Here is an 18,054-nt window from a genome sequence, read left to right as displayed (position 1 = left end):
TCTACTGCACAGCGTAGGGCCAAGACATCGTTTATTACGTATGAATTGGCTAACGTGAGCGAAAGAGAAATAGGGTTTGATAAACATTTGGCTTGCCGCATGCTCGGGTCATGTCTAATCGCTGTGGAGCCAGGCACCATGTTTGGATTGAAGAATAAACCGGCGTCGTCTTCTTCGACGGCTGCGGCCAGTGAAACGCCGCTCAACCACCACTACTGGATGCCCTACAGCGGCAACCGCGATTTTCGCGCGAACCCGCGGGTCATCACCGGGGCCGAGGGGCGCTATTACATCGACGACCAGGGCCGCAAGCTTTTCGATTCGCTCTCCGGGCTCTGGACCTGCGGCGCCGGGCACAATCGCGAGGAAATCCAGAAGGCAGTTTCAAAACAGCTCGGCACGCTCGATTTCGCGCCGGGCTTTCAGATCGGCCACCCCCTGGCGTTCGAACTCGCCGAGAAGATCGCAAGTCTCACGCCCCAGGGGCTCGATCATGTGTTTTTCACCAACTCCGGGTCGGACGCGGCGGACACCTCGATCAAGATGGCCAAGGCCTATTGGCGCTTGAAAGGCAGGCCCGAGAAGACGCGCCTGATCGGCCGCGCCAAGGGGTATCACGGCGTCAATATCGGCGGCACAAGCCTGGGCGGCATCGGCGGTAACCGTAAGCACTACGGGCAGTTGATGGACGTGACCCATTTGCCGCACACGCTGCAGGCAGGGCACGCGTTTACTCGCGGCCAGGCGGAGACCGGCGCTGAGCTTGCCGACGCGCTGCTCGACCAGATCGCCCTGCACGACGCTTCGAACATTGCTGCGGTAATCGTCGAGCCGATGTCCGGCTCCGCCGGCGTCATCGTGCCGCCAAAAGGGTACCTGGACCGGCTCCGCCAGGTTTGCACCGAGCACGATATCCTCTTGATTTTCGATGAAGTAATCACCGCCTTCGGGCGCAGCGGCGCGCGTACTGGCGCCGAGGCGTTTGGCGTCACGCCGGACATCATGAACGTGGCCAAGCAGGTGACCAACGGCGCGGTACCCATGGGCGCGGTGATCGCAAGCCACGAGATCTTTGATACCTTCATGCACGGCGGTGGCCCGGCTCATGCCATCGAGTTCCCTCACGGCTACACCTACAGCGCCCACCCGGTGGCCTGCGCGGCGGGGCTGGCCTCGCTCGAAATGCTCGAGCGCGAGGACTTCCCCGCCCAGGTGCGCGGAATCGCCCCGGCCTTCGAGGAAAAGCTGCACGCCCTTAAGGGCCGGCCGCACGTGGTGGATATTCGCAACTACGGGCTCGCCGGGGCCATTCAGCTCGCCCCACGCGCGGGCGACCCGACCATTCGCCCGCGCGACGCCCACCTGGCGCTGTGGGAGGCGGGCTTCTACGTACGCTTTGGCGGCGACACGCTGCAGTTCGGCCCGCCTTTCGGCACCACCGAGGCCGAACTCGAGCGGCTCTTTGACGCCGTCGCCACCACCCTGGACGCTATGGCTTAACCAATTGGAGAACACACGATGGATCTAGTGGCCCACCTGATCAATGGCGAATCCGTTCAAAGCGCGACGACGCTCGACGTCACCAACCCCTCCACCGGCGAGGTGATTCGCCAGGTAGCGGAGGGTCGCCGCGAGGACGTCGAGCGCGCCATTGCCGCCGCCCAGGCGGCGTTTCCCGCCTGGCGCGATACGCCGCCGGCCAAGCGCGCCCAGGTCATGTACCGCTTCAAGCAGCTTCTGGAAGACGATGCCGAGCGGCTGGTGAGGCTTGTCAGCGAGGAGCACGGCAAGACGCCGGAAGACGCGCTGGGCGAGCTCAAGCGCGGCATCGAGAACGTCGAGTACGCCTGCGGCGTGCCGGAGCTTCTGAAGGGCGAATACTCCCACAACGTTGGCCCGGGGATTGATGCGTGGTCGAACTTTCAGCCGCTGGGCGTGGTGGCGGGTATTACGCCGTTCAACTTCCCCGCCATGGTGCCGCTGTGGATGTATCCCATGGCGATCGCCTGCGGTAATACCTTCGTGCTCAAGCCGTCGGAAAAGGACCCGAGCGCGGCGCACGCCGTGGCGGCGCTGCTGAAGGAGGCTGGGCTTCCGGACGGCGTGATGAACGTGGTGCACGGCGGGCGCGAAGCGGTCGAAACGCTGCTCGACGCCAAGGCGGTCAAGGCGATCTCGTTTGTGGGCTCCACTCCCGTGGCCGAGGCAATCTACAGCCGCGGCACGGCGAACGGCAAGCGCGTCCAGGCACTGGGCGGTGCCAAGAACCACGCCGTGGTACTGCCGGATGCGGACCTTGAAAATGCCGCCAACACGCTGATGGGCGCGGCGTTTGGTAGCTGCGGCGAGCGCTGCATGGCGATCTCGGTGGCGGTGTGCGTGGGCGATGAAACCGTCGACCGGCTGGTCGAGACGATGCTGCCCAAGATTCGTGATCTCAAGGTTGGCCCCGGCACCGATAAGGGCCTGGACATGGGCCCGCTGGTCACCGCCGAGCACCGTGACAAGGTGCTGAGCTACATCGCAGACGGCGTCAACGCCGGCGCCCGGCTTACCGCCGACGGTCGCGAGCTGTCAGTAAAAGGCCATGAAAACGGCTACTTCGTCGGTGGCTGCCTGTTCGATCATGTCACCGCCGATATGCGCATCTACCGGGAAGAGATCTTCGGCCCGGTGCTGTGCGTGGTGCGCGTGGGAAGCCTGGACGATGCCATGGCGCTGATCAACGACCATGAGTACGGCAACGGCACGTGCCTGTTCACCCGCGACGGCGAGGCCGCCCGGCGCTTCACCGACGGCATCGAGGTCGGCATGGTCGGTGTCAACGTGCCGCTGCCGGTACCGGTGGCCTACCACAGCTTCGGCGGCTGGAAGCGCTCGCTGTTCGGCGACCTGCACGCCTATGGGCCGGATTCCGTGCGCTTCTACACCCGGCGCAAGGCGGTTTCCCAGCGCTGGCCCTCGGTGTCCGAGGCGACCCGCGCCGAGTTCTCCTTCCCCGCCAACCAGAGTTGACGTCCTCCTCCAACCAGGACATCGTCTCAGCACCGCCTTCGGGCGGTGCTTTTTTTGGCCGTGTTAAAGCGCACTGAGTGCAAAACCATAGGTCATTAACGAAAATCGTAGCCAGTACAAGCTGACAATCCGCTCAAATGGCGTAAAATGATTATAAAGCGCCATTTTTAGGAGGGAGGGTTGCATGGCCATCACCACAATGTCCGTCGAAGAACGCCGCAATATGAGTGCGTCGGTCATGCGTACCTATCCCAATATTGTCAGGGATTGGCAGCTCAAGGAGCATGACGCCGCACTGTTGCTGGGCGTGCCTGACGCGACCTATCGCCGCTGGAAGCAGGCGCCCGATAAGGCGCGTCTGGATCAGAGCCAGATGGAACGAATGTCCTTGATTCTGGGGATCTACAAAGCGCTACAGATTTTATTACCGCGTAGTGACGCCGCTGATACCTGGCTGCGCCGCGCCAACCAGAACCCGCTTTTCTCCGGCCAGCCGCCGCTGGATCGACTGCGCAGCGGCCTGGTGTCCGATCTTTATGTGGTCCGACAGCACCTCGACGGTGCACGAGGCGCGGGGCACGCATGAGTTTTCCCCGTACGGCCCTGCAGTGGCGGCCCAGTTACCGGGTGGTGCCTTCACGGTTTCCGCCCATCGATTTGTTCGAACGGGTGGCCGAGCCGGACGACTGGTCACTGCTGAACCAGTTGGAGGGAGAAACGTCCGCTCGCCTGAGAGAGGAAGCCGGCGCGATTCATATGGTGCCGGCATCGGATCGACGCTACGGCCCGGGATGGACGCCCATCATGGCGGCTTTCTGCCACTTCAGCGGTCAAGGATCACGTTTTAGCAACGGAAGCTTCGGCGTCTATTACTGCGCCCGAACCGAAGCCACGGCGATTGCCGAGACGCGCTATCACATGGAACGGTTCATGAAGGACTCCAATGAGCCCCCAATGCAGCTGCAGCAGCGCGTCTACCTGTCCGATCTTCAGGGCGAACTTTTTGATCTGCGCGATAACCCGGAAGCCGCGCCCCTGTTGAATCCCGAAAGCTGGCAAGCAGGACAGGCAATTGGTTTGCGTCTTCGAGAAGACGGCGCCGACGGCATCGTATATCCCAGCGTGAGAGAGACGGGCGGTGAATGCGCCGCGGTGTTGCGACCGCCCGTCATGTCGGCCACTCGACAGGGACGCCACTTGGGGTACGAGTGGGACGGCGAGCGGATTCGTCATGTGCTGGAATTGACGTGGGTGAATTGAAAAATCAACATCTTGTTTTGAACCTGCCGGGCCTGCGAACAGCGCCCAGGCGTTTTTCACCGTTTCGTGTCAGAGGGCAGAGCCGCGCGTGCCAAGAACCCAGGAAGAGATTCGTCAGACCAACGTCAAGAACATCCTTCAGGCCGCCGAGCGCTTGTTTGCCGAAAAAGGCTACGCCGGCGCCTCGATGGGTGAAATCGCCGCGCTAGCCGGGCTGCCCAAATCCAACGTGCACTACTACTTTTCGACCAAAAAGGCGCTCTACCAGGAAGTGCTGCTGGCGCTGCTGGAGCTCTGGAAGCAGGATGCGCTGTGCTTCGAGCTCTATGACGATCCCCGCGTGGTGCTCTCGACCTACATTCGCGCCAAGATGAACCACTCGCGCTACCGCGCCCACGGCTCAAAAATATGGGCCATGGAGGTCATGCAGGGCGCGCCCATTATCGGTAAGCGCCTGCGCGAGAACCTCTTCGATTGGGCCAAGCTGAAAGAGGCCAGGATCAGCGAGTGGGTGAAAACGAAGCAAATCGCCCCGGTGGAGCCGTCGCATCTGCTTTACATGATCTGGGCCTCGACCCAGCACTACGCCGATTTCGACTACCAGATCGGCCTGCTCAACGGCGACCAGCCGCTCGATGACCTGCAGTTCGAAAAGGCGGTACAGACGGTCACCTCGGTGATTTTGCGCGGGATTGGGTTGACGAGCTGAGCCACTCGAATCAAAAGAAGGTGATCGGCATACACGACGAAGGTATGGCATTCATGGAGGGTCAACAGGCTAACCCTTGAATCTTATAATTGAGAAAAACGCTATCATTAATGTCTGTAAGCTGTTTATTGTTATAGGTAAAAATAAAAGATTAGAACAACGGTGTCGGTGATGACTTTTCCAGGGTTCGCTAAAACATGGATTGAATAGCGGCCAGTATTGCTAATAGAGGAATAACGAGTGTTTCTAGCATTGAACGATAGCGAGCATGGCGAGCGAGCCGAAAAGGGCGGGCTATCCAGCGTGGCCTATGAAGCTATCATGCGCATGATTCTCGCGCGCGAACTCTCGGGTGGCGATATCATCCAGGAAAGGCGCTTGGCGGATGAATTGGATATGTCACGTACGCCTGTACGCGAGGCTTTACGACGACTGGAAGCGGAAGGATGGCTGGTAAGGCTAAATGCGCGCACGATTGGCGTTAAAAAGATCGCTATCAATGAATATGTTGCAGCGCTGCAGGTTAGAGAGCTATTGGAACCCGAAGCGGCGTCCCTGGCGGCGACCAAATTCGGTACACCCATGATCAACGAGTGGGCGAAAAAGCTCGATGCTATCAGGTACTCGAAACAGGCCGGCCTCAAGCAGCAATGGGAGTTCGACCAAACACTTCACATGGGAATTGCGCAGGCAACGGGCAACGAGGTGTTGTTCAAAATCATATCGGAACTCAGGAAAACGACGCAGATTTTCGAGAACCAGACCCTGCCCGCTCGTTCTTTTCCTGGCTACGATGCTCACTTGGCTATCATTGAGGCCATCGTGACGGGTGATTCTGATAAAGCACGACAAGCGATGCAGCTCCATTTGCGTGAAACCAGGAAGAATATATTCGAAGCAATCTAATTTTAATTTATCATTAAGGCTCGAATTTGGTGCGTTATACTTTTGGTTAGTAAGCCGCTGAGCTACCCAATTCAAAGCCTTGTAAGACCAAATAACTTTCTGATCGTTAACTAAACGTGCTTGTGCACAAAATCTGTGCAAATTAATTTTGAAGGCCACTTTTTGATGCAAGAGAGTGAGTGTCTCTTGTGATAAGAGATAGTTGACAGCTGGTATACCACTGGTCTACAAATACATAATAACTTCAAACAGGAACAACTATGAAAAACTCTATGGCGTTTGGAATTGCTTTGTTTACTGCGACTTGCTCAACGTTTTCCTGGGCTGAAACATTGACACTAACGGCGGGTCATTCGGCCAACCTCAGTGAGCCCTATCAGAAAGGGTTGGAGAAGTTCGCCGAGGTTGTCGAGCGAGAAACCAATGGTGAAGTCACGGTGCAAATATTCCCCAATAACCAGTTGGGTAATGAGCGTGAAATGATTGAAGGTGTTCTCATGAACACGCTTGATATCGCTGTACCCACCAATGGTGTGCTGACTAACTTCGTCTCTGAGCTTTCGCTTTTCGATCTGCCTTTCCTGTTTGACGACCGTCAGCATATGTATGAGGTATTGGACGGTGAAGTAGGGAACCGTTTGGCTTCATCGATGCAGGAAAATGGCTTTCGTCTACTGGGTTTTTATGAGGCAGGTGTTCGCCATATCGTGACCCAGGCGCCGGTCAATAGCATCGAAGATCTGGATCGCCAGAGTATTCGGACCATGCAGATTCCGGCACATGTGGCCGCATTCAACGAGTTCGGTGCCAATGCGACGCCACTTGCCTATAGCGAACTCTATGCCGCACTGGAATCGGGCGTAGTAGATGGCGCCGAGGCGGCGTTTACCAACTATCAGGCTCAGCGCTTTTATGAAGTGGCGCCGTATCTTGCTGAAGTGAGCTGGACAACACTAGTGGCGGATCTTGTAATGTCTGAGCAGCGTTTCCAGAGTTTGCCCGAAAACGTACAGCAAGCCTTGTTGGTAGCTGGTCAAGAGTCTGCAGAGTACGAGCGCCAGGTATATGCAGACATGGACGCACGTATTCGCGAGGAGCTTTTGAGTGCGGGTGTCGAGTTTACGCAGCCCGACCTGGCACCTTTTCGCGAGAGATCTCAAGCGGTCTATGACGAGTTTGTCGATACGGACCAAAAACAAGAACTCCTGGATGAGATCGAGCAATTACGTTAACCCATAAAGGGCTATTCATGATTCGTTTGAATAGCCCTGCGTATCGGGAATTAATTATGCCCCCCTTAATGCAATGGGCAGAGCGTCTGCTCCAGTGTGTCCGGCTATTGATATCGGCGTGTGTCATCGTTTTATTTGCCTACATGGTCATTGCGATCTTAACGCTCGTGGCGGGCCGATATATTTTCGACTTTTCCATCGCAGGCGCGGCGGAATCGGCTACTTTCGCTCAGATATGGGTCATCTTTTTGGCCGCCGGACTGGCCATGCGTGAAAGGCTTCACATCGGCGTCGATATTTTATATGAAGCCCTGCCGAACATTCTCAAGCGCGTTACGGCGCTATTGATACTGGTGCTGGGAAGTTGGTTCTTGTGGTTAGCCATTTTGGGTAGTCAGCGGCTATTGCAAATCGGCCAGATGCAAACTTCTTCGGCATTGGGGATCCCCATGTGGATTCCCTATCTCTCTCTGCCTGTAGGGCTAGGCTATTTCTTCCTCGAGTTCTTGATCGCCTACTTAAAGAAAATTTTCTTCAAGACACCGATCGATAACGCAGGGAAAGATAAAAAGGGCGCCACGTCATGATAACGGTCATTTTATTATTCCTGGTGCTTTTGATCCTGGGCGCTCCCATTGTTTTTACCATGGGAGTATCCGCTAGTTTGGTGTTGATGGGAGAGGGCATTCCCAGCAGCATCATTTCACAGCGCCTATTCGCGGGGCTTGATAGTTTTACCATCATGGCAATCCCCTTTTTCGTTCTGTCTGGGCTGTTGATGGAGCGGGGCGGCATTGCTAAACGTATGATCGATTTCGCGACCGCCCTGGTGGGCTGGATTCGCGGCTCGCTACTGCTGGTCTCCGTCGTCTCTGGTACAGGCCTTGCGGCCGTCTCGGGATCAGGGTCTGCCGATACGGCCGCGACAGCGTCACTCATGCTGCCGGAAATGAGACGACGTCGTTACGATATCGATTTCGCTGCCGGATTGATGGCCGCGGCGGGCTCTCTCGGGCCGGTTATACCACCCTCCATCATGATGATCGTTCTGGCATCGGTGGGTAACGTTTCCGTAGGCGATATGTTCATCGCAGGCGTAGTGCCTGGCTTTCTAATGGCTCTCGGTTTATTGCTGGCGGGCTATTTTCATGCTCGTCGTCACGGCGGCGTTTACAGCCAAGTACAGCCTTTCTCTCTTCGCGAACTGGGTAGCACGGCGCTCAAGGCCATTCCGGCGTTTCTGATGCCATTGATCATCATCGGCGGGATCATTGGGGGCGTCTTCACTCCGACTGAAGCAGCCTCGGTGGCTGTGGCGACGGGGCTACTGGTGGGGCTTCTGATCTATCGTGAGCTCAAGCTGCGCGATTTGCCTGGACTGATATTGCGGGCCGCCAGTATCTCAGCGTCCGTGATGATGATTATCGCCGTAGCCAACATCTTTTCCTGGCTGGTAGCTCGAGAGGGGGCGCCTCAGCTACTGGTAGAGTTTCTGCAGTCCGTCTCCGATAACCCTCTGATTTTTCTGGCTATGCTCAATGTCGGACTGATCTTTATCGGAATGTTCATGGAAAGCATTGCCGCGATACTGATTTTGGTACCAGTACTCATGCCGGTAGCTCAGAGCTATGGCATCGACCCACTGCATTTAGGGGTCGTCATCATCATCAACCTTTCTATCGGCATGGTCACGCCGCCGTATGGCATCACGTTATTCGTGGCCAGCAGCATCGCCCAGCGTCCGATCATGCGTGTGGCTTCAAAAATCGTTCTGCCGCTGAGCTTCATGATCGCCGTGCTCCTGCTCGTGACTTACGTGCCTTATATCGTAACCGCCTTACCTGATTTTTTTAGAACCCGTTAACGTTGAGTCGGAGATTCAAATGTCGCAGTTCGCTGGTACTTATAGTGTGCTCATCACCCCGTTCGATAACGATTTGAACGTAGATGTCGAAAGATTGCGCTCTTTTATTGATTGGCAGATCGAGCAGGGTATCCATGGCTTGATTCCTCTCGGAAGTACCGGGGAGTTCCTCTCGATGACGGATGAGGAGCGCCGCCTGGTGGCCAAGACCGTCATCGATCAGACCGCTGGTCGCGTGCCCGTACTGGTGGGCACCGGGGCGGAAAACACGAATGATGTGGTTCGTTATAGCCGCGAGGCCGAAGAGCTGGGTGCCGATGGCTTGATGATTATCCCGCCGTTCTATAGCTGCCCGACGGAAGACGAGCTTTACCATCATTACAAGCAGGTGTCGGATGCCGTTTCACTGCCGATCATGATCTACAACAACCCTAATGCGGCGAATGTGGATATGCAGCCCGAAACGGTTGCCAGACTCGCCGAGATCGAGAACGTGGCGTATATCAAGGAGTCCACGCTCGAGATAACCCGAGTGCGCGACATCCTGAGACTCTGCGGCGACAAGATTGGCGTGTTCGGCGGCGTGCTGGGCTTCGAATCCTACGTGGAAGGTGCGATCGGCTGGGTAGCGGTGGGCTCCAATGTGATGCCTGCCGAATTCGCTGACCTTTATACGGCAACGGTCGTGGAAAAGGATCTGGATCGCGCCCGAGAGGTGTATCACCGCATCCTTCCCGTTATCGATTTCGTCTTTGGCCATCGCTACGTATCGGGCACCAAAGCGTTGCTTGAGTCGATGGGTAAAAGCGTTGGTCACCCTCGCCCGCCACGGCTGCCTTCGCCCGTCGAAGACAAGGCGTGGGCGGATCGCATCGTTCGCACTCTTTCGCTGAAGTAAGGGATCGATATGGACGCGCTGGGACGAAAGGTGGTCAGGAAGGCACCAGAGGTTACCTTCACTTTCGAAGGTAAACAGCTAAGCGCTCTGAAGGGCCAGAGCCTGGCCTCGGCCCTCGTGGGTGCCGGCCATTTGTCTCAGCGCGAGGGTCGCCTGGGCGGTAAGCACGGCCACTACTGCGGTATGGGGGCGTGTTTCGAGTGCCTGGTCAACGTGGACGGGCGTCATGGCGTGCGTGCGTGCATGACACCGGTTCAGGAAGGGCTGGTGGTCAAGCATCATCCCTACAAAAGCCCCCTTGTTTACGAGCCAGCCGAGCCGGCACCGTTCAAAACCTCGCACGAGCGCGTGACGACCGATGTGCTGGTCATCGGCGCGGGCCCCGCCGGTCTGCAGGCGGCGCTCTCGGCCCGACAGACCAGCGCAGATGTTCTTTTGATTGATGAGCGCGCAAGCCTTGGCGGCCAGTATTTCAAGCAGCTCTCACCGGCCTATACAACGGCAAAGGGCATCGCACCCGATAAACAAATGCAGGCAGGTCGGTCGCTGATAGAGACGTTAGTAAAAGCTGATGTAAAGCCTTGGCATAACACGCTCGTTTGGGGCGCGTTTCGAGAGCATCCCGACCAGATACAGATCGGCGTTGAACGAGAAGGTGTCGCTTTGATTATCGAGCCCCGGGCCGTTGTTATCGCGACCGGTGCCACCGAACGGCCGTATCCCGTGCCCGGCTGGACACTGCCCGGCGTCATGACCACGGGAGGGTTGCAAACCCTGCTACGTTCCTATCGAACGGCGCCCCCGGGGCCCGTACTGGTCGCTGGTAACGGGCCACTCAATCTACAGGTTGCTGCAGAGCTGGTCTCTGCAGGCGTGGAAGTGGCGGGCGTTGTGGAAAGCGCCAAGCTTACGTCCCCGACCGCGCTTGCTCAAACGGGTCAAGCGACGCGTCACGCGCCCACGTTGATAGGTGCCGGGCTTGGCTACCTGCTGACGCTCAAACGAGCCCGTGTCCCCATTTTCGATGGCTACACGGTCACGGCGATCGAAGGGGATGGCGAGGTCGAAAGCGTGGTTCTCGCCCCGGTAACCTCGACAGGGGAGCTTGGCGAATCGACCCGACGCCTTCGGGTGAAAGCGATAGGTCTTGGATACGGTTTTCAACCGCAGGCCGAAATTGGTCGGCTGCTGGGTGTCGAACATTTCTATGCGCCCGCCATGGCCTCTGTTACCAAAGTGCTTTCGGCAGATAGGGCGCAAGACGGTAGCTGCAATGTGCCCGGCGTTTTCATCGCCGGTGAGGCGGGTGGCTTTGGCGGTGCTCAGCTGGCGCTTGCCCAAGGCGCGCTGGCGGGAGCCGCCGCCGCCAAACACTGTGGCTATCAGGTAAGCGAAGACCTTGCGAGTTGGAATGCGCAGCAGCGAAAGCATCGACGCTTTCAAAAAGCACTTTGGAGTGCCTTTGCCTCTCCCTTGAAGCCGTTGGCGGGGCTTACCGACGAGACGGTCGTTTGTCGCTGCGAAGGTATTACGGCCGGCGATATTCTTGCCGGGCGCGAAGCCTGTAGTGATGTGGCCTCCATCAAGCGCCAGACCCGAGCCGGCATGGGGCGTTGCCAGGGGCGGTACTGCGCCGCGACGGTCAATCTTCTTATCGCCAGCGATAGAAAAGGTAGCCAGTTCGACCTGCCAGCTCCGCAGAATCCAATCAAGCCCGTTGCCATCGGTGCTCTGGCCATCGAGAAGGGTGAGTGGGCCGGACACCGACGCGTAGAGACACCGAGGGCATCGGTTCATCATGCGACTGCCACTTCACAGCCAACCATCGAGGTCGATGTGCTGGTGATCGGCGCTGGTGTGGCGGGAAGTTCGACCGCAATGTCCCTTGCCCGTCAGGGCGTCGAGGTAGCGGTGCTGGATCGCGGATTGCCCAATGGCGAAGCCTCGGGCGGTAACGCGGGCAGTCTGCACGTTCAATTGCTGTCGTTCGATTTCGGAAAAAAGGCCGAAGGTGGTGGCGGGCCTGCCGCCAGCACGCTACCACTGCAACAGGCGAGTGCCTCACTTTGGGAAACGTTGGCCGGTGAGCTCGATGGTGACATTGAATTCAAACGCAGCGGCGGTCTCATGGTGGCGGAAAACGAAACACAGCTGCGCTTTTTGGAACGTAAAGCGGCACTCGAACGCTCGCTGGGTATCGATACCCGGATCATTGAGCGTGCCGATGTCGAGCGCAAACTGCCCGCTATTTCAAAGGCTGTGATCGGTGGGGCGTGGTGCGCTGAGGAGGGCAAGATCAATCCTCTATTGGCGACGCCGGCTCTGGTCCGGGCGGGCACCCTGGCCGGAGCGCACTTTTACACCGGCGAGGCGGTACAGACGATCGAGCGAGTCAACGGGAAATGGCAGGTCGGTACCCAAAGCGGGCGTATCTATCGCGCTTCTCGGGTCGTCAATGCGGCTGGTGCCTGGGCGGGCGACATAGGCAAGTTGGCGGGAATAAACGTGCCGGTACATGCGGCGCCGTTGCAGATGATTGTCACCGAGGCGGCGGAGCCGGTCGTGGATGTGCTTCTTGCCCACGCCGATCGACACCTAACGCTCAAGCAGGCGGCGAACGGCAATGTCATTATCGGCGGCGGCTGGCCTGCAGGTCTCAGCATTCCTTTTGGGTATCAGCGTCCGTTGCTCGATAGTATCGAAGGCAACTTGTGGGTAGCGCGACACGTGCTCCCGGCCCTGGGCCAACTGCGTGTACTGCGTAGCTGGGCGGCGATCAATATCAATATCGATGGTGCACCGATTCTGGGAGAGGCACCGCAACTTCCCGGTTTTTATAATGCAGTGACGTCCAATGGTTTTACCCTGGGGCCTCTGGTGGGTCAGATCACGGCGGATCTGATCACGCGTGGAAAAAGCGATTGGAACCTCGCGCCTTTCTCTTTGCAGCGCTTTGAAGGGCAGAACATTTCGTGACGGCAGTAACTGCTGCCACGCAGCGCCCGCTTCGTGGCATTGCCTGCATGCTGGCGGCCGCGGCGCTGTTCGTTGCCATGGACTCGCTCGCCAAATACCTGGGTGATCGTTACTCCCCCGTACAGCTGGCGTGGTCACGCTACAGCGTGCATTTGATCGTGCTGGTACTGTTGCTTGCCTTGACGGGTCGACTCAACCGTACCGATCTTGCAAGTCAGGCGCCCTGGGGGCAGTTAGGGCGAGGACTACTGCTGCTTGGTGCCACGATATTTGCCTATCTCTCTGTTCGTGTGCTGCCGCTTACGCAAGTCTATGTCGTCAATTTCAGCTCGCCGCTTATCGTCACGCTATTGGCAATACCGCTTTTGAACGAACGTGTTGGTTTTAAACGCGTTCTGGCGGTTGTGGGCGGCTTTTCGGGCGTATTGATTGCCGTGCAACCCGACGCGGGGGGCTTGAGCAGCGAGCTTTTGCTACCCGTAGCCATGGCGGTTTGCTTTGCGCTTTATCAATTGGCAACACGGTACTTCGCCGCCCAGGATTCAGCGCTGATCTCGCTGCTTTATACCGCCGCTGCCGGGGGCGTCGTATGCACACTGGCGGTGCCTTTTTTCTGGGTGCCCATTCAGCATCAGGATATCGCTTTGTTCGTCATGATCGGCGTGTTGGGGGCGTTGAGTCATTTTGCATTGATCGAAGCCATGCGCTCGGCGTCGGCTTCGCTGGTCTCTCCCTTTTTATATTCCCAACTGATCTGGGCCACCTTCATTGGCTACTGGTTTTTCGGCGACTATCCCACAAAAGCGACATTTGTCGGGGCAGGGATCGTCGCCTTGGCAGGCGGTTATCTCATTATCAATGAGCGTCATCGACACTAAACGAAGAGGAGATTTGCATGAGCGAGCAATCCAAAACAGTGCGTATGTTCGTCAATGGACAGGCAATGTCGGGCGGCAGTATCAATTTTGCGTTGAAGGATGCGAAGTTTCTTGGAGCTACCAGTACCGCTGCCAGGTACCGCTTTTACTCCGTACGTGACGAGTTTCCGGGCCTATGGCCTGTCGAGCAGGGGGGACAATCGATTCCGGGTGAGCTTTACGAAGTGACTTACGCACAACTTCGGGATTCATTACTTCCTAACGAACCCTCCGAGCTGGAGCTGGGAGTGATCGAAATGGAAGACGGTAGCGGTTCGTTGAGCATGAAAATGCGAGCTGAGGAAATCGATGCTGAGGGGGTGGTGGATATCACCAATGAGGGGGGATGGCTCAAATACCTTGCCCGAAAGGCATAACGACGCGTTGATCGAGCAGCGATAGGGCACTCATTGGTTCAAGGCGCTCATTTCACTAGTAAAGGCACTTTTTCATGACTGGATTCGATTTGATCATCCGTAACGGAACCGTGGTCACTGCAAGCGATACCATGCGCTGCGATGTGGGGATTCGAAACGGCAAGATAGTGGCTCTGGCGGAGTCGCTGGATTCGGCCGAGCGCGAAATCGACGCAACCGGTTTGCTGGTCATGCCGGGCGGTATCGATAGCCATGTGCATCTGGCTCAACCGACAAGCGATGGCAGCGTCATGGCGGACGATTTCGAGTCTGGAACCCGTTCGGCGGCCTGTGGGGGGAATACGACGGTCATCGCCTTTTCGCTTCAAGAGCGGGGGGCGTCACTGCTCGAGTCGGTCAAGGCGCACCATCAGCGTGCGGCGGACAAGTGCTATATCGACTATGCGCTGCACGCCATCATTACCGACCCGACCGTTCAGGCGCTCGAGCAGGATTTACCGCAAGTGGTCCAGGAGGGAGTCTCGTCGGTCAAGATTTTCATGACTTACCAGGATATGGCGTTGAACGATGCCGAGATATTCAAGGTCATGGAGGCAACGCGGCGTGAAGGTGCGCTGACCATGGTTCACGCGGAGAATTTCGACGCGATCCAGCAGATGACCGAGCGTCTTGAAAAGGCTGGCCAGAACGGCCCGCGCGGCCATGCCGAATCTCGGCCTATCGTGGTCGAACGCGAAGCGACCCATCGCGCGATCAGTTTTGCCGAGCTTGTGGATGTCCCACTGTTCGTCGTTCACGTTTCCGGTGGAGATGTGATCGAGCAGATCGAGTGGGCCAAGCGTCGTGGTCTGCCCATCTACGCCGAAACGTGTCCGCAGTATCTCACGCTTACCGCAGACGATCTGGATAAAGCCAACATGGAAGGGAGCAAGTATGTATGCAGCCCGCCGCCCCGAGACAAGGCTAATCAAAAAGCTTGTTGGGATGCGCTGTCCAGAGACGTTTTTTCGACCTTCACGTCAGATCACTGCCCGTTCATCCATGAAAGCGAGACTGGCAAAAAAAAACCGGGCGCGGATGCCAGCTTCAAATATGTGCCCAACGGGATTCCCGGCGTGGAAACGCGCCTCCCAATACTCTTTGGCAAAGGTGTCAGCGAAGGGCGTATCAGCCTGAACCAATTTGTGGCCTTGTCGGCGACGAATCATGCCAAGGTGTATGGAATGTATCCCCGCAAGGGCACCATCGCCATCGGGTCGGACGCTGATATTGCACTCTGGGATCCTGAGAAGCGCATCACGCTTTCGCAATCCATGCTTAACCATAACTGCGACTATACACCTTACGAGGGCATGGAGCTGAAAGGCTATCCCGTCACCGTCATTTCTAATGGTGAGATAGTGGCAGAAAACGGCCGCCCGGTGGGTAGCGCGGGTAAAGGCACGTTTATCCCCCGAGGTGTATCGAGCCTGATTCCTGATCGAACAAAATCCTGATGTTGGCAACAAGGTCGGTGTCGCGAAGCGCTGACTCATTTAGTCTACGCTAAAGAGCATTCAGCCCCGCCGGCCACGCGGCGGGGCGCTTGATCGGCAAGGATGTCCATGAGTGTTTCCTCCGCGACGGTGCCACAGCGCGCCAATATTTTTCTTGGCGCCGCCCTGGCGTTTCTGACCACCATGATGGGCACTACACTGCCTACGCCGCTCTACCCCATGTATCAACAGACGATGGGCTTTTCGCAGCTGATGGTCACGGTGATTTTCGCCGTCTACGCGGCGGGGGTGATCGCGGCGCTGCTGATCGCCGGGCGCTGGTCGGATCAGTTGGGACGGCGGCCGATGCTTTTGGCGGGGCTGGCGCTGTCGGCGATCAGTGATCTGGTCTTTTTACAGGCTGGCGGCGTGGGCGCGCTGCTGGCGGGGCGCGTGTTGTCCGGGCTGTCGGCGGGCATCTTCACCGCCACGGCTACGCTTGCGGTGATGGAGCTGGCCCCGCCGGGCTGGCAGCGCGCTGGCACGCTGGTGGCCACCGCCGCCAACATGGGCGGGCTGGGGCTCGGGCCCATGGTGGCCGGGTCGCTGGCCTCCCTTTTCGCCGCGCCAATGGTCGTGCCGTTTGGCGCTCATTTCGTGCTGGTGCTGGTGGCCGTTGCCTGTATCTGGCGCGCGCCGGAAACGGTCGAGCGCCCGGCGCGGCCTCGGCTAAGCGTGCAAAAGCCCGGCGTTCCGGCGACGGTGCGTCCGGTATTCATTCCGGCGGCCATCGCTGCCTTTGCCGGCTTCATGGTGTGCGGCTTTTATACCGCCGCTTCGCCGGCGTTTCTCGGCCAGGTGCTGGGCTATACCCATCCGGCGTTGGTGGGTCTCGTGGCGGGGCTGGTGTTCATCGCCTCCACCGTGGGGCAAATGATGCAGGGGCGCCTGCCCGAAACGTCGCGCTTGCCCAGCGGCTGCGCGGTGCTGCTGGCCGGCGTGCTGGTCGTTGCCTGGGGCATGGTGGAGGAGCAGCTCGCCGGGTTCGTGCTGGGGGCGGTGGTCGCCGGTATCGGCCAGGGCATCGCCTTTCGCGCCGGGCTCGGTGCAATATCGGCGGCCAGCGCCTCGAAGGAGCGCTCCGCGGTGGTCTCCACCTTCTTCGTCATCGCGTACGTGGCGATCTCGCTGCCGGTGGTGGGCATCGGGCTCATGAGTAGCGTGGCCAGCCTGAAGGTCACGGCGCTAACGTTCGACTTGGCCGTAGCGGCGCTTTGCTGCGTGTCGCTAGCGCTGCTGTATCGTCGCAAGCCGGCCTGAGACGTTGGCTGAAAAAGAAAGCAGCGTGTCGGGGCCAGCGGCTTATTCAACGTAGATCTCGCCTTTGCCTACCCGCACCGCGCGGCCGCCGACTCTAATCAGTTCGCCGGCCATGGCGGTTTCGATCACGCTGGGTCGGCCCATCTCCACGCCCTGATGAATGATGCAGTGCCGCATCTCGCTTCGGCATGCCAGGTAGCCGGTGAGCGCTGCGGCGGCGCTGCCGGTGGCGGCGTCTTCGCACAGGCCGTGCTCTCGGCAGAACATACGGGCGCGCAGCACGGTCTCGGTATCGCTTGCCGACTCGACGCTGTACAGATACACCTGCTCGACGCCGCTGGGCGTAACGAGACGTGCCCAGTCAACGGCGGAAAGGCGTATCTGCGCCAGGGTCGCCGGATCATCGACTTCGATGAGATGAAATGCCAGCCCGCAGCAGGCGACTACCGGCGCGCCGACCACCTGGTGCGCCTCGAGCCCCAATAGCGCCGCCGCAGACGAGGCGTCCAGCGTGCTCGGGTGGATCCGGGCGGGGCGGGCAGTGATGAAGGAGACCTTGCCATCCGCGAACGCGATGGGCAGCTCGCCTACCGGTGGTTCGAGAATCAGCGGTGTATCGCGTGTCACCATCCCGAGCTCGGCCAGAAGCCAGGCGGTGCCCACCGTGGGGTGCCCGGCAAAGTCGAGCTCCTCGGTCGGCGTGAAGATGCGCATGGGGTAATGGTTGGCGGCGCGGGCACTGCCCAGAAACACTGTTTCCGCCAGGTTGAGCTCCCGGGCGATGGCCTGGCAGGTGGCGGTGTCCAGTCCGTCAGCCGCCGGAAAGACCGCCAGCTGGTTGCCGGCAAAGGGGGTGTCGGTGAAGACATCCAGCAGGTGATACTCGGCGCGGTTCATGGGGCTCCTTATCGCATGTGGCAGGTGGTCAGAAGGTTTTGCGGTTCGCCTGGCGGGCCTGGGCGCGGCTGATGCCGATATCCTTGAGCAGGCGATCATCGAGGGCCAGCAGTTGGCGCCGGCTGCGGCGGCGTTCCTGGTAGCGACGTAAGCGCTGGCGAAGGCGAGCAAGACTGAAACGAGCCATGAGGAGTCCTCCGGTAAGTGG

At 58.7% G+C, this 18,054-nt stretch carries 17 protein-coding genes; 15 read left to right on the top strand and 2 right to left on the bottom strand.

Annotated elements, in window-relative coordinates:
* The first annotated feature begins 138 nt into the window (after positions 1-138).
* The 15 genes from RN346_RS15220 to RN346_RS15150 all read left to right on the top strand — a co-directional run bounded on the left by RN346_RS15220 (position 139) and on the right by RN346_RS15150 (position 16,949).
* A complete protein-coding gene (locus RN346_RS15220) occupies positions 139-1,500 on the top strand; it encodes an aspartate aminotransferase family protein (RefSeq protein WP_311961614.1) in 1,362 nt (453 codons plus the stop codon).
* Positions 1,501-1,518: 18 nt separating this feature from the next.
* The gene (locus RN346_RS15215; protein ID WP_311961613.1) at positions 1,519-3,015 is read left to right on the top strand and encodes a CoA-acylating methylmalonate-semialdehyde dehydrogenase; all 1,497 of its coding nucleotides are present in this window, start codon (positions 1,519-1,521) and stop codon (positions 3,013-3,015) included.
* Between the two features lie 184 nt (positions 3,016-3,199).
* A complete protein-coding gene (locus RN346_RS15210) occupies positions 3,200-3,601 on the top strand; it encodes an antitoxin Xre-like helix-turn-helix domain-containing protein (RefSeq protein WP_263585985.1) in 402 nt (133 codons plus the stop codon).
* Complete coding sequence (locus RN346_RS15205) at positions 3,598-4,275, top strand: RES family NAD+ phosphorylase (protein WP_311961612.1); 678 nt, start codon at positions 3,598-3,600, stop codon at positions 4,273-4,275. Before RN346_RS15210 ends, RN346_RS15205 begins: the two co-directional genes overlap by 4 nt.
* Positions 4,276-4,363: 88 nt before the next feature.
* Complete coding sequence (locus tag RN346_RS15200; protein WP_311958811.1) at positions 4,364-4,984, top strand: TetR/AcrR family transcriptional regulator; 621 nt, start codon at positions 4,364-4,366, stop codon at positions 4,982-4,984.
* Positions 4,985-5,236: 252 nt separating this feature from the next.
* Complete coding sequence (locus tag RN346_RS15195) at positions 5,237-5,890, top strand: GntR family transcriptional regulator (protein WP_311961611.1); 654 nt, start codon at positions 5,237-5,239, stop codon at positions 5,888-5,890.
* Between the two features lie 260 nt (positions 5,891-6,150).
* Positions 6,151-7,122 (top strand): TRAP transporter substrate-binding protein, encoded by a 972-nt coding sequence (locus RN346_RS15190; RefSeq protein WP_263585989.1) that lies wholly within the window; start codon positions 6,151-6,153, stop codon positions 7,120-7,122.
* Between the two features lie 17 nt (positions 7,123-7,139).
* The gene (locus RN346_RS15185; protein ID WP_311961610.1) at positions 7,140-7,709 is read left to right on the top strand and encodes a TRAP transporter small permease; all 570 of its coding nucleotides are present in this window, start codon (positions 7,140-7,142) and stop codon (positions 7,707-7,709) included.
* On the top strand, positions 7,706-8,986 hold the full coding sequence (locus tag RN346_RS15180; protein WP_311961609.1) for a TRAP transporter large permease: 1,281 nt from the start codon (positions 7,706-7,708) through the stop codon (positions 8,984-8,986). Before RN346_RS15185 ends, RN346_RS15180 begins: the two co-directional genes overlap by 4 nt.
* Before the next feature lie 19 nt (positions 8,987-9,005).
* A complete protein-coding gene (gene dapA, locus RN346_RS15175) occupies positions 9,006-9,884 on the top strand; it encodes a 4-hydroxy-tetrahydrodipicolinate synthase (RefSeq protein ID WP_311961608.1) in 879 nt (292 codons plus the stop codon).
* A gap of 9 nt (positions 9,885-9,893) precedes the next feature.
* A complete protein-coding gene (locus RN346_RS15170; protein WP_311961607.1) occupies positions 9,894-12,860 on the top strand; it encodes an FAD-dependent oxidoreductase in 2,967 nt (988 codons plus the stop codon).
* Positions 12,857-13,738 carry a DMT family transporter gene (locus RN346_RS15165; RefSeq protein WP_311961606.1) on the top strand — a complete coding sequence of 294 codons (882 nt, stop codon included), beginning with the start codon at positions 12,857-12,859 and terminating at the stop codon, positions 13,736-13,738. Before RN346_RS15170 ends, RN346_RS15165 begins: the two co-directional genes overlap by 4 nt.
* 17 nt (positions 13,739-13,755) lie before the next feature.
* Positions 13,756-14,154: a gamma-glutamylcyclotransferase gene (locus tag RN346_RS15160; RefSeq protein WP_311961605.1), complete on the top strand. Its 399-nt coding sequence runs from the start codon at positions 13,756-13,758 to the stop codon at positions 14,152-14,154.
* Positions 14,155-14,228: 74 nt separating this feature from the next.
* Positions 14,229-15,650, top strand: a complete 1,422-nt coding sequence (gene hydA, locus RN346_RS15155) for a dihydropyrimidinase (RefSeq protein ID WP_311961604.1) — start codon at positions 14,229-14,231, stop codon at positions 15,648-15,650.
* 108 nt (positions 15,651-15,758) lie between these two features.
* Positions 15,759-16,949 (top strand): MFS transporter, encoded by a 1,191-nt coding sequence (locus RN346_RS15150; protein WP_311961603.1) that lies wholly within the window; start codon positions 15,759-15,761, stop codon positions 16,947-16,949.
* A gap of 42 nt (positions 16,950-16,991) precedes the next feature.
* Here RN346_RS15150 and RN346_RS15145 read toward each other — a convergent pair whose 3' ends face one another.
* Together RN346_RS15145 and RN346_RS15140 are read right to left on the bottom strand one after the other, a co-directional pair.
* Positions 16,992-17,846, bottom strand: coding sequence for a PhzF family phenazine biosynthesis protein (locus RN346_RS15145; protein WP_311961602.1), 855 nt, complete (start codon positions 17,844-17,846; stop codon positions 16,992-16,994).
* A gap of 28 nt (positions 17,847-17,874) precedes the next feature.
* Positions 17,875-18,033 (bottom strand): DUF1127 domain-containing protein, encoded by a 159-nt coding sequence (locus RN346_RS15140; RefSeq protein ID WP_311958809.1) that lies wholly within the window; start codon positions 18,031-18,033, stop codon positions 17,875-17,877.
* Positions 18,034-18,054: the final 21 nt, after the last annotated feature.

The sequence above is a fragment of the Halomonas sp. PAMB 3232 genome, from assembly GCF_031954225.1.
Lineage (GTDB): Bacteria > Pseudomonadota > Gammaproteobacteria > Pseudomonadales > Halomonadaceae > Vreelandella.
Note: the sequence above shows the minus strand (reverse complement) of the source record. Positions and strands in the feature narration are given on the sequence as shown.

Coding starts and splice junctions, on each gene's coding strand:
- RN346_RS15220 (WP_311961614.1), top strand. CDS start 139: ATGTTTGGATTGAAGAATAAACCGGCGTCGTCTTCTTCGACGGCTGCG.
- RN346_RS15215 (WP_311961613.1), top strand. CDS start 1,519: ATGGATCTAGTGGCCCACCTGATCAATGGCGAATCCGTTCAAAGCGCG.
- RN346_RS15210 (WP_263585985.1), top strand. CDS start 3,200: ATGGCCATCACCACAATGTCCGTCGAAGAACGCCGCAATATGAGTGCG.
- RN346_RS15205 (WP_311961612.1), top strand. CDS start 3,598: ATGAGTTTTCCCCGTACGGCCCTGCAGTGGCGGCCCAGTTACCGGGTG.
- RN346_RS15190 (WP_263585989.1), top strand. CDS start 6,151: ATGAAAAACTCTATGGCGTTTGGAATTGCTTTGTTTACTGCGACTTGC.
- RN346_RS15185 (WP_311961610.1), top strand. CDS start 7,140: ATGATTCGTTTGAATAGCCCTGCGTATCGGGAATTAATTATGCCCCCC.
- RN346_RS15180 (WP_311961609.1), top strand. CDS start 7,706: ATGATAACGGTCATTTTATTATTCCTGGTGCTTTTGATCCTGGGCGCT.
- dapA (WP_311961608.1), top strand. CDS start 9,006: ATGTCGCAGTTCGCTGGTACTTATAGTGTGCTCATCACCCCGTTCGAT.
- RN346_RS15170 (WP_311961607.1), top strand. CDS start 9,894: ATGGACGCGCTGGGACGAAAGGTGGTCAGGAAGGCACCAGAGGTTACC.
- RN346_RS15160 (WP_311961605.1), top strand. CDS start 13,756: ATGAGCGAGCAATCCAAAACAGTGCGTATGTTCGTCAATGGACAGGCA.
- hydA (WP_311961604.1), top strand. CDS start 14,229: ATGACTGGATTCGATTTGATCATCCGTAACGGAACCGTGGTCACTGCA.
- RN346_RS15150 (WP_311961603.1), top strand. CDS start 15,759: ATGAGTGTTTCCTCCGCGACGGTGCCACAGCGCGCCAATATTTTTCTT.
- RN346_RS15145 (WP_311961602.1), bottom strand. CDS start 17,846: ATGAACCGCGCCGAGTATCACCTGCTGGATGTCTTCACCGACACCCCC.
- RN346_RS15140 (WP_311958809.1), bottom strand. CDS start 18,033: ATGGCTCGTTTCAGTCTTGCTCGCCTTCGCCAGCGCTTACGTCGCTAC.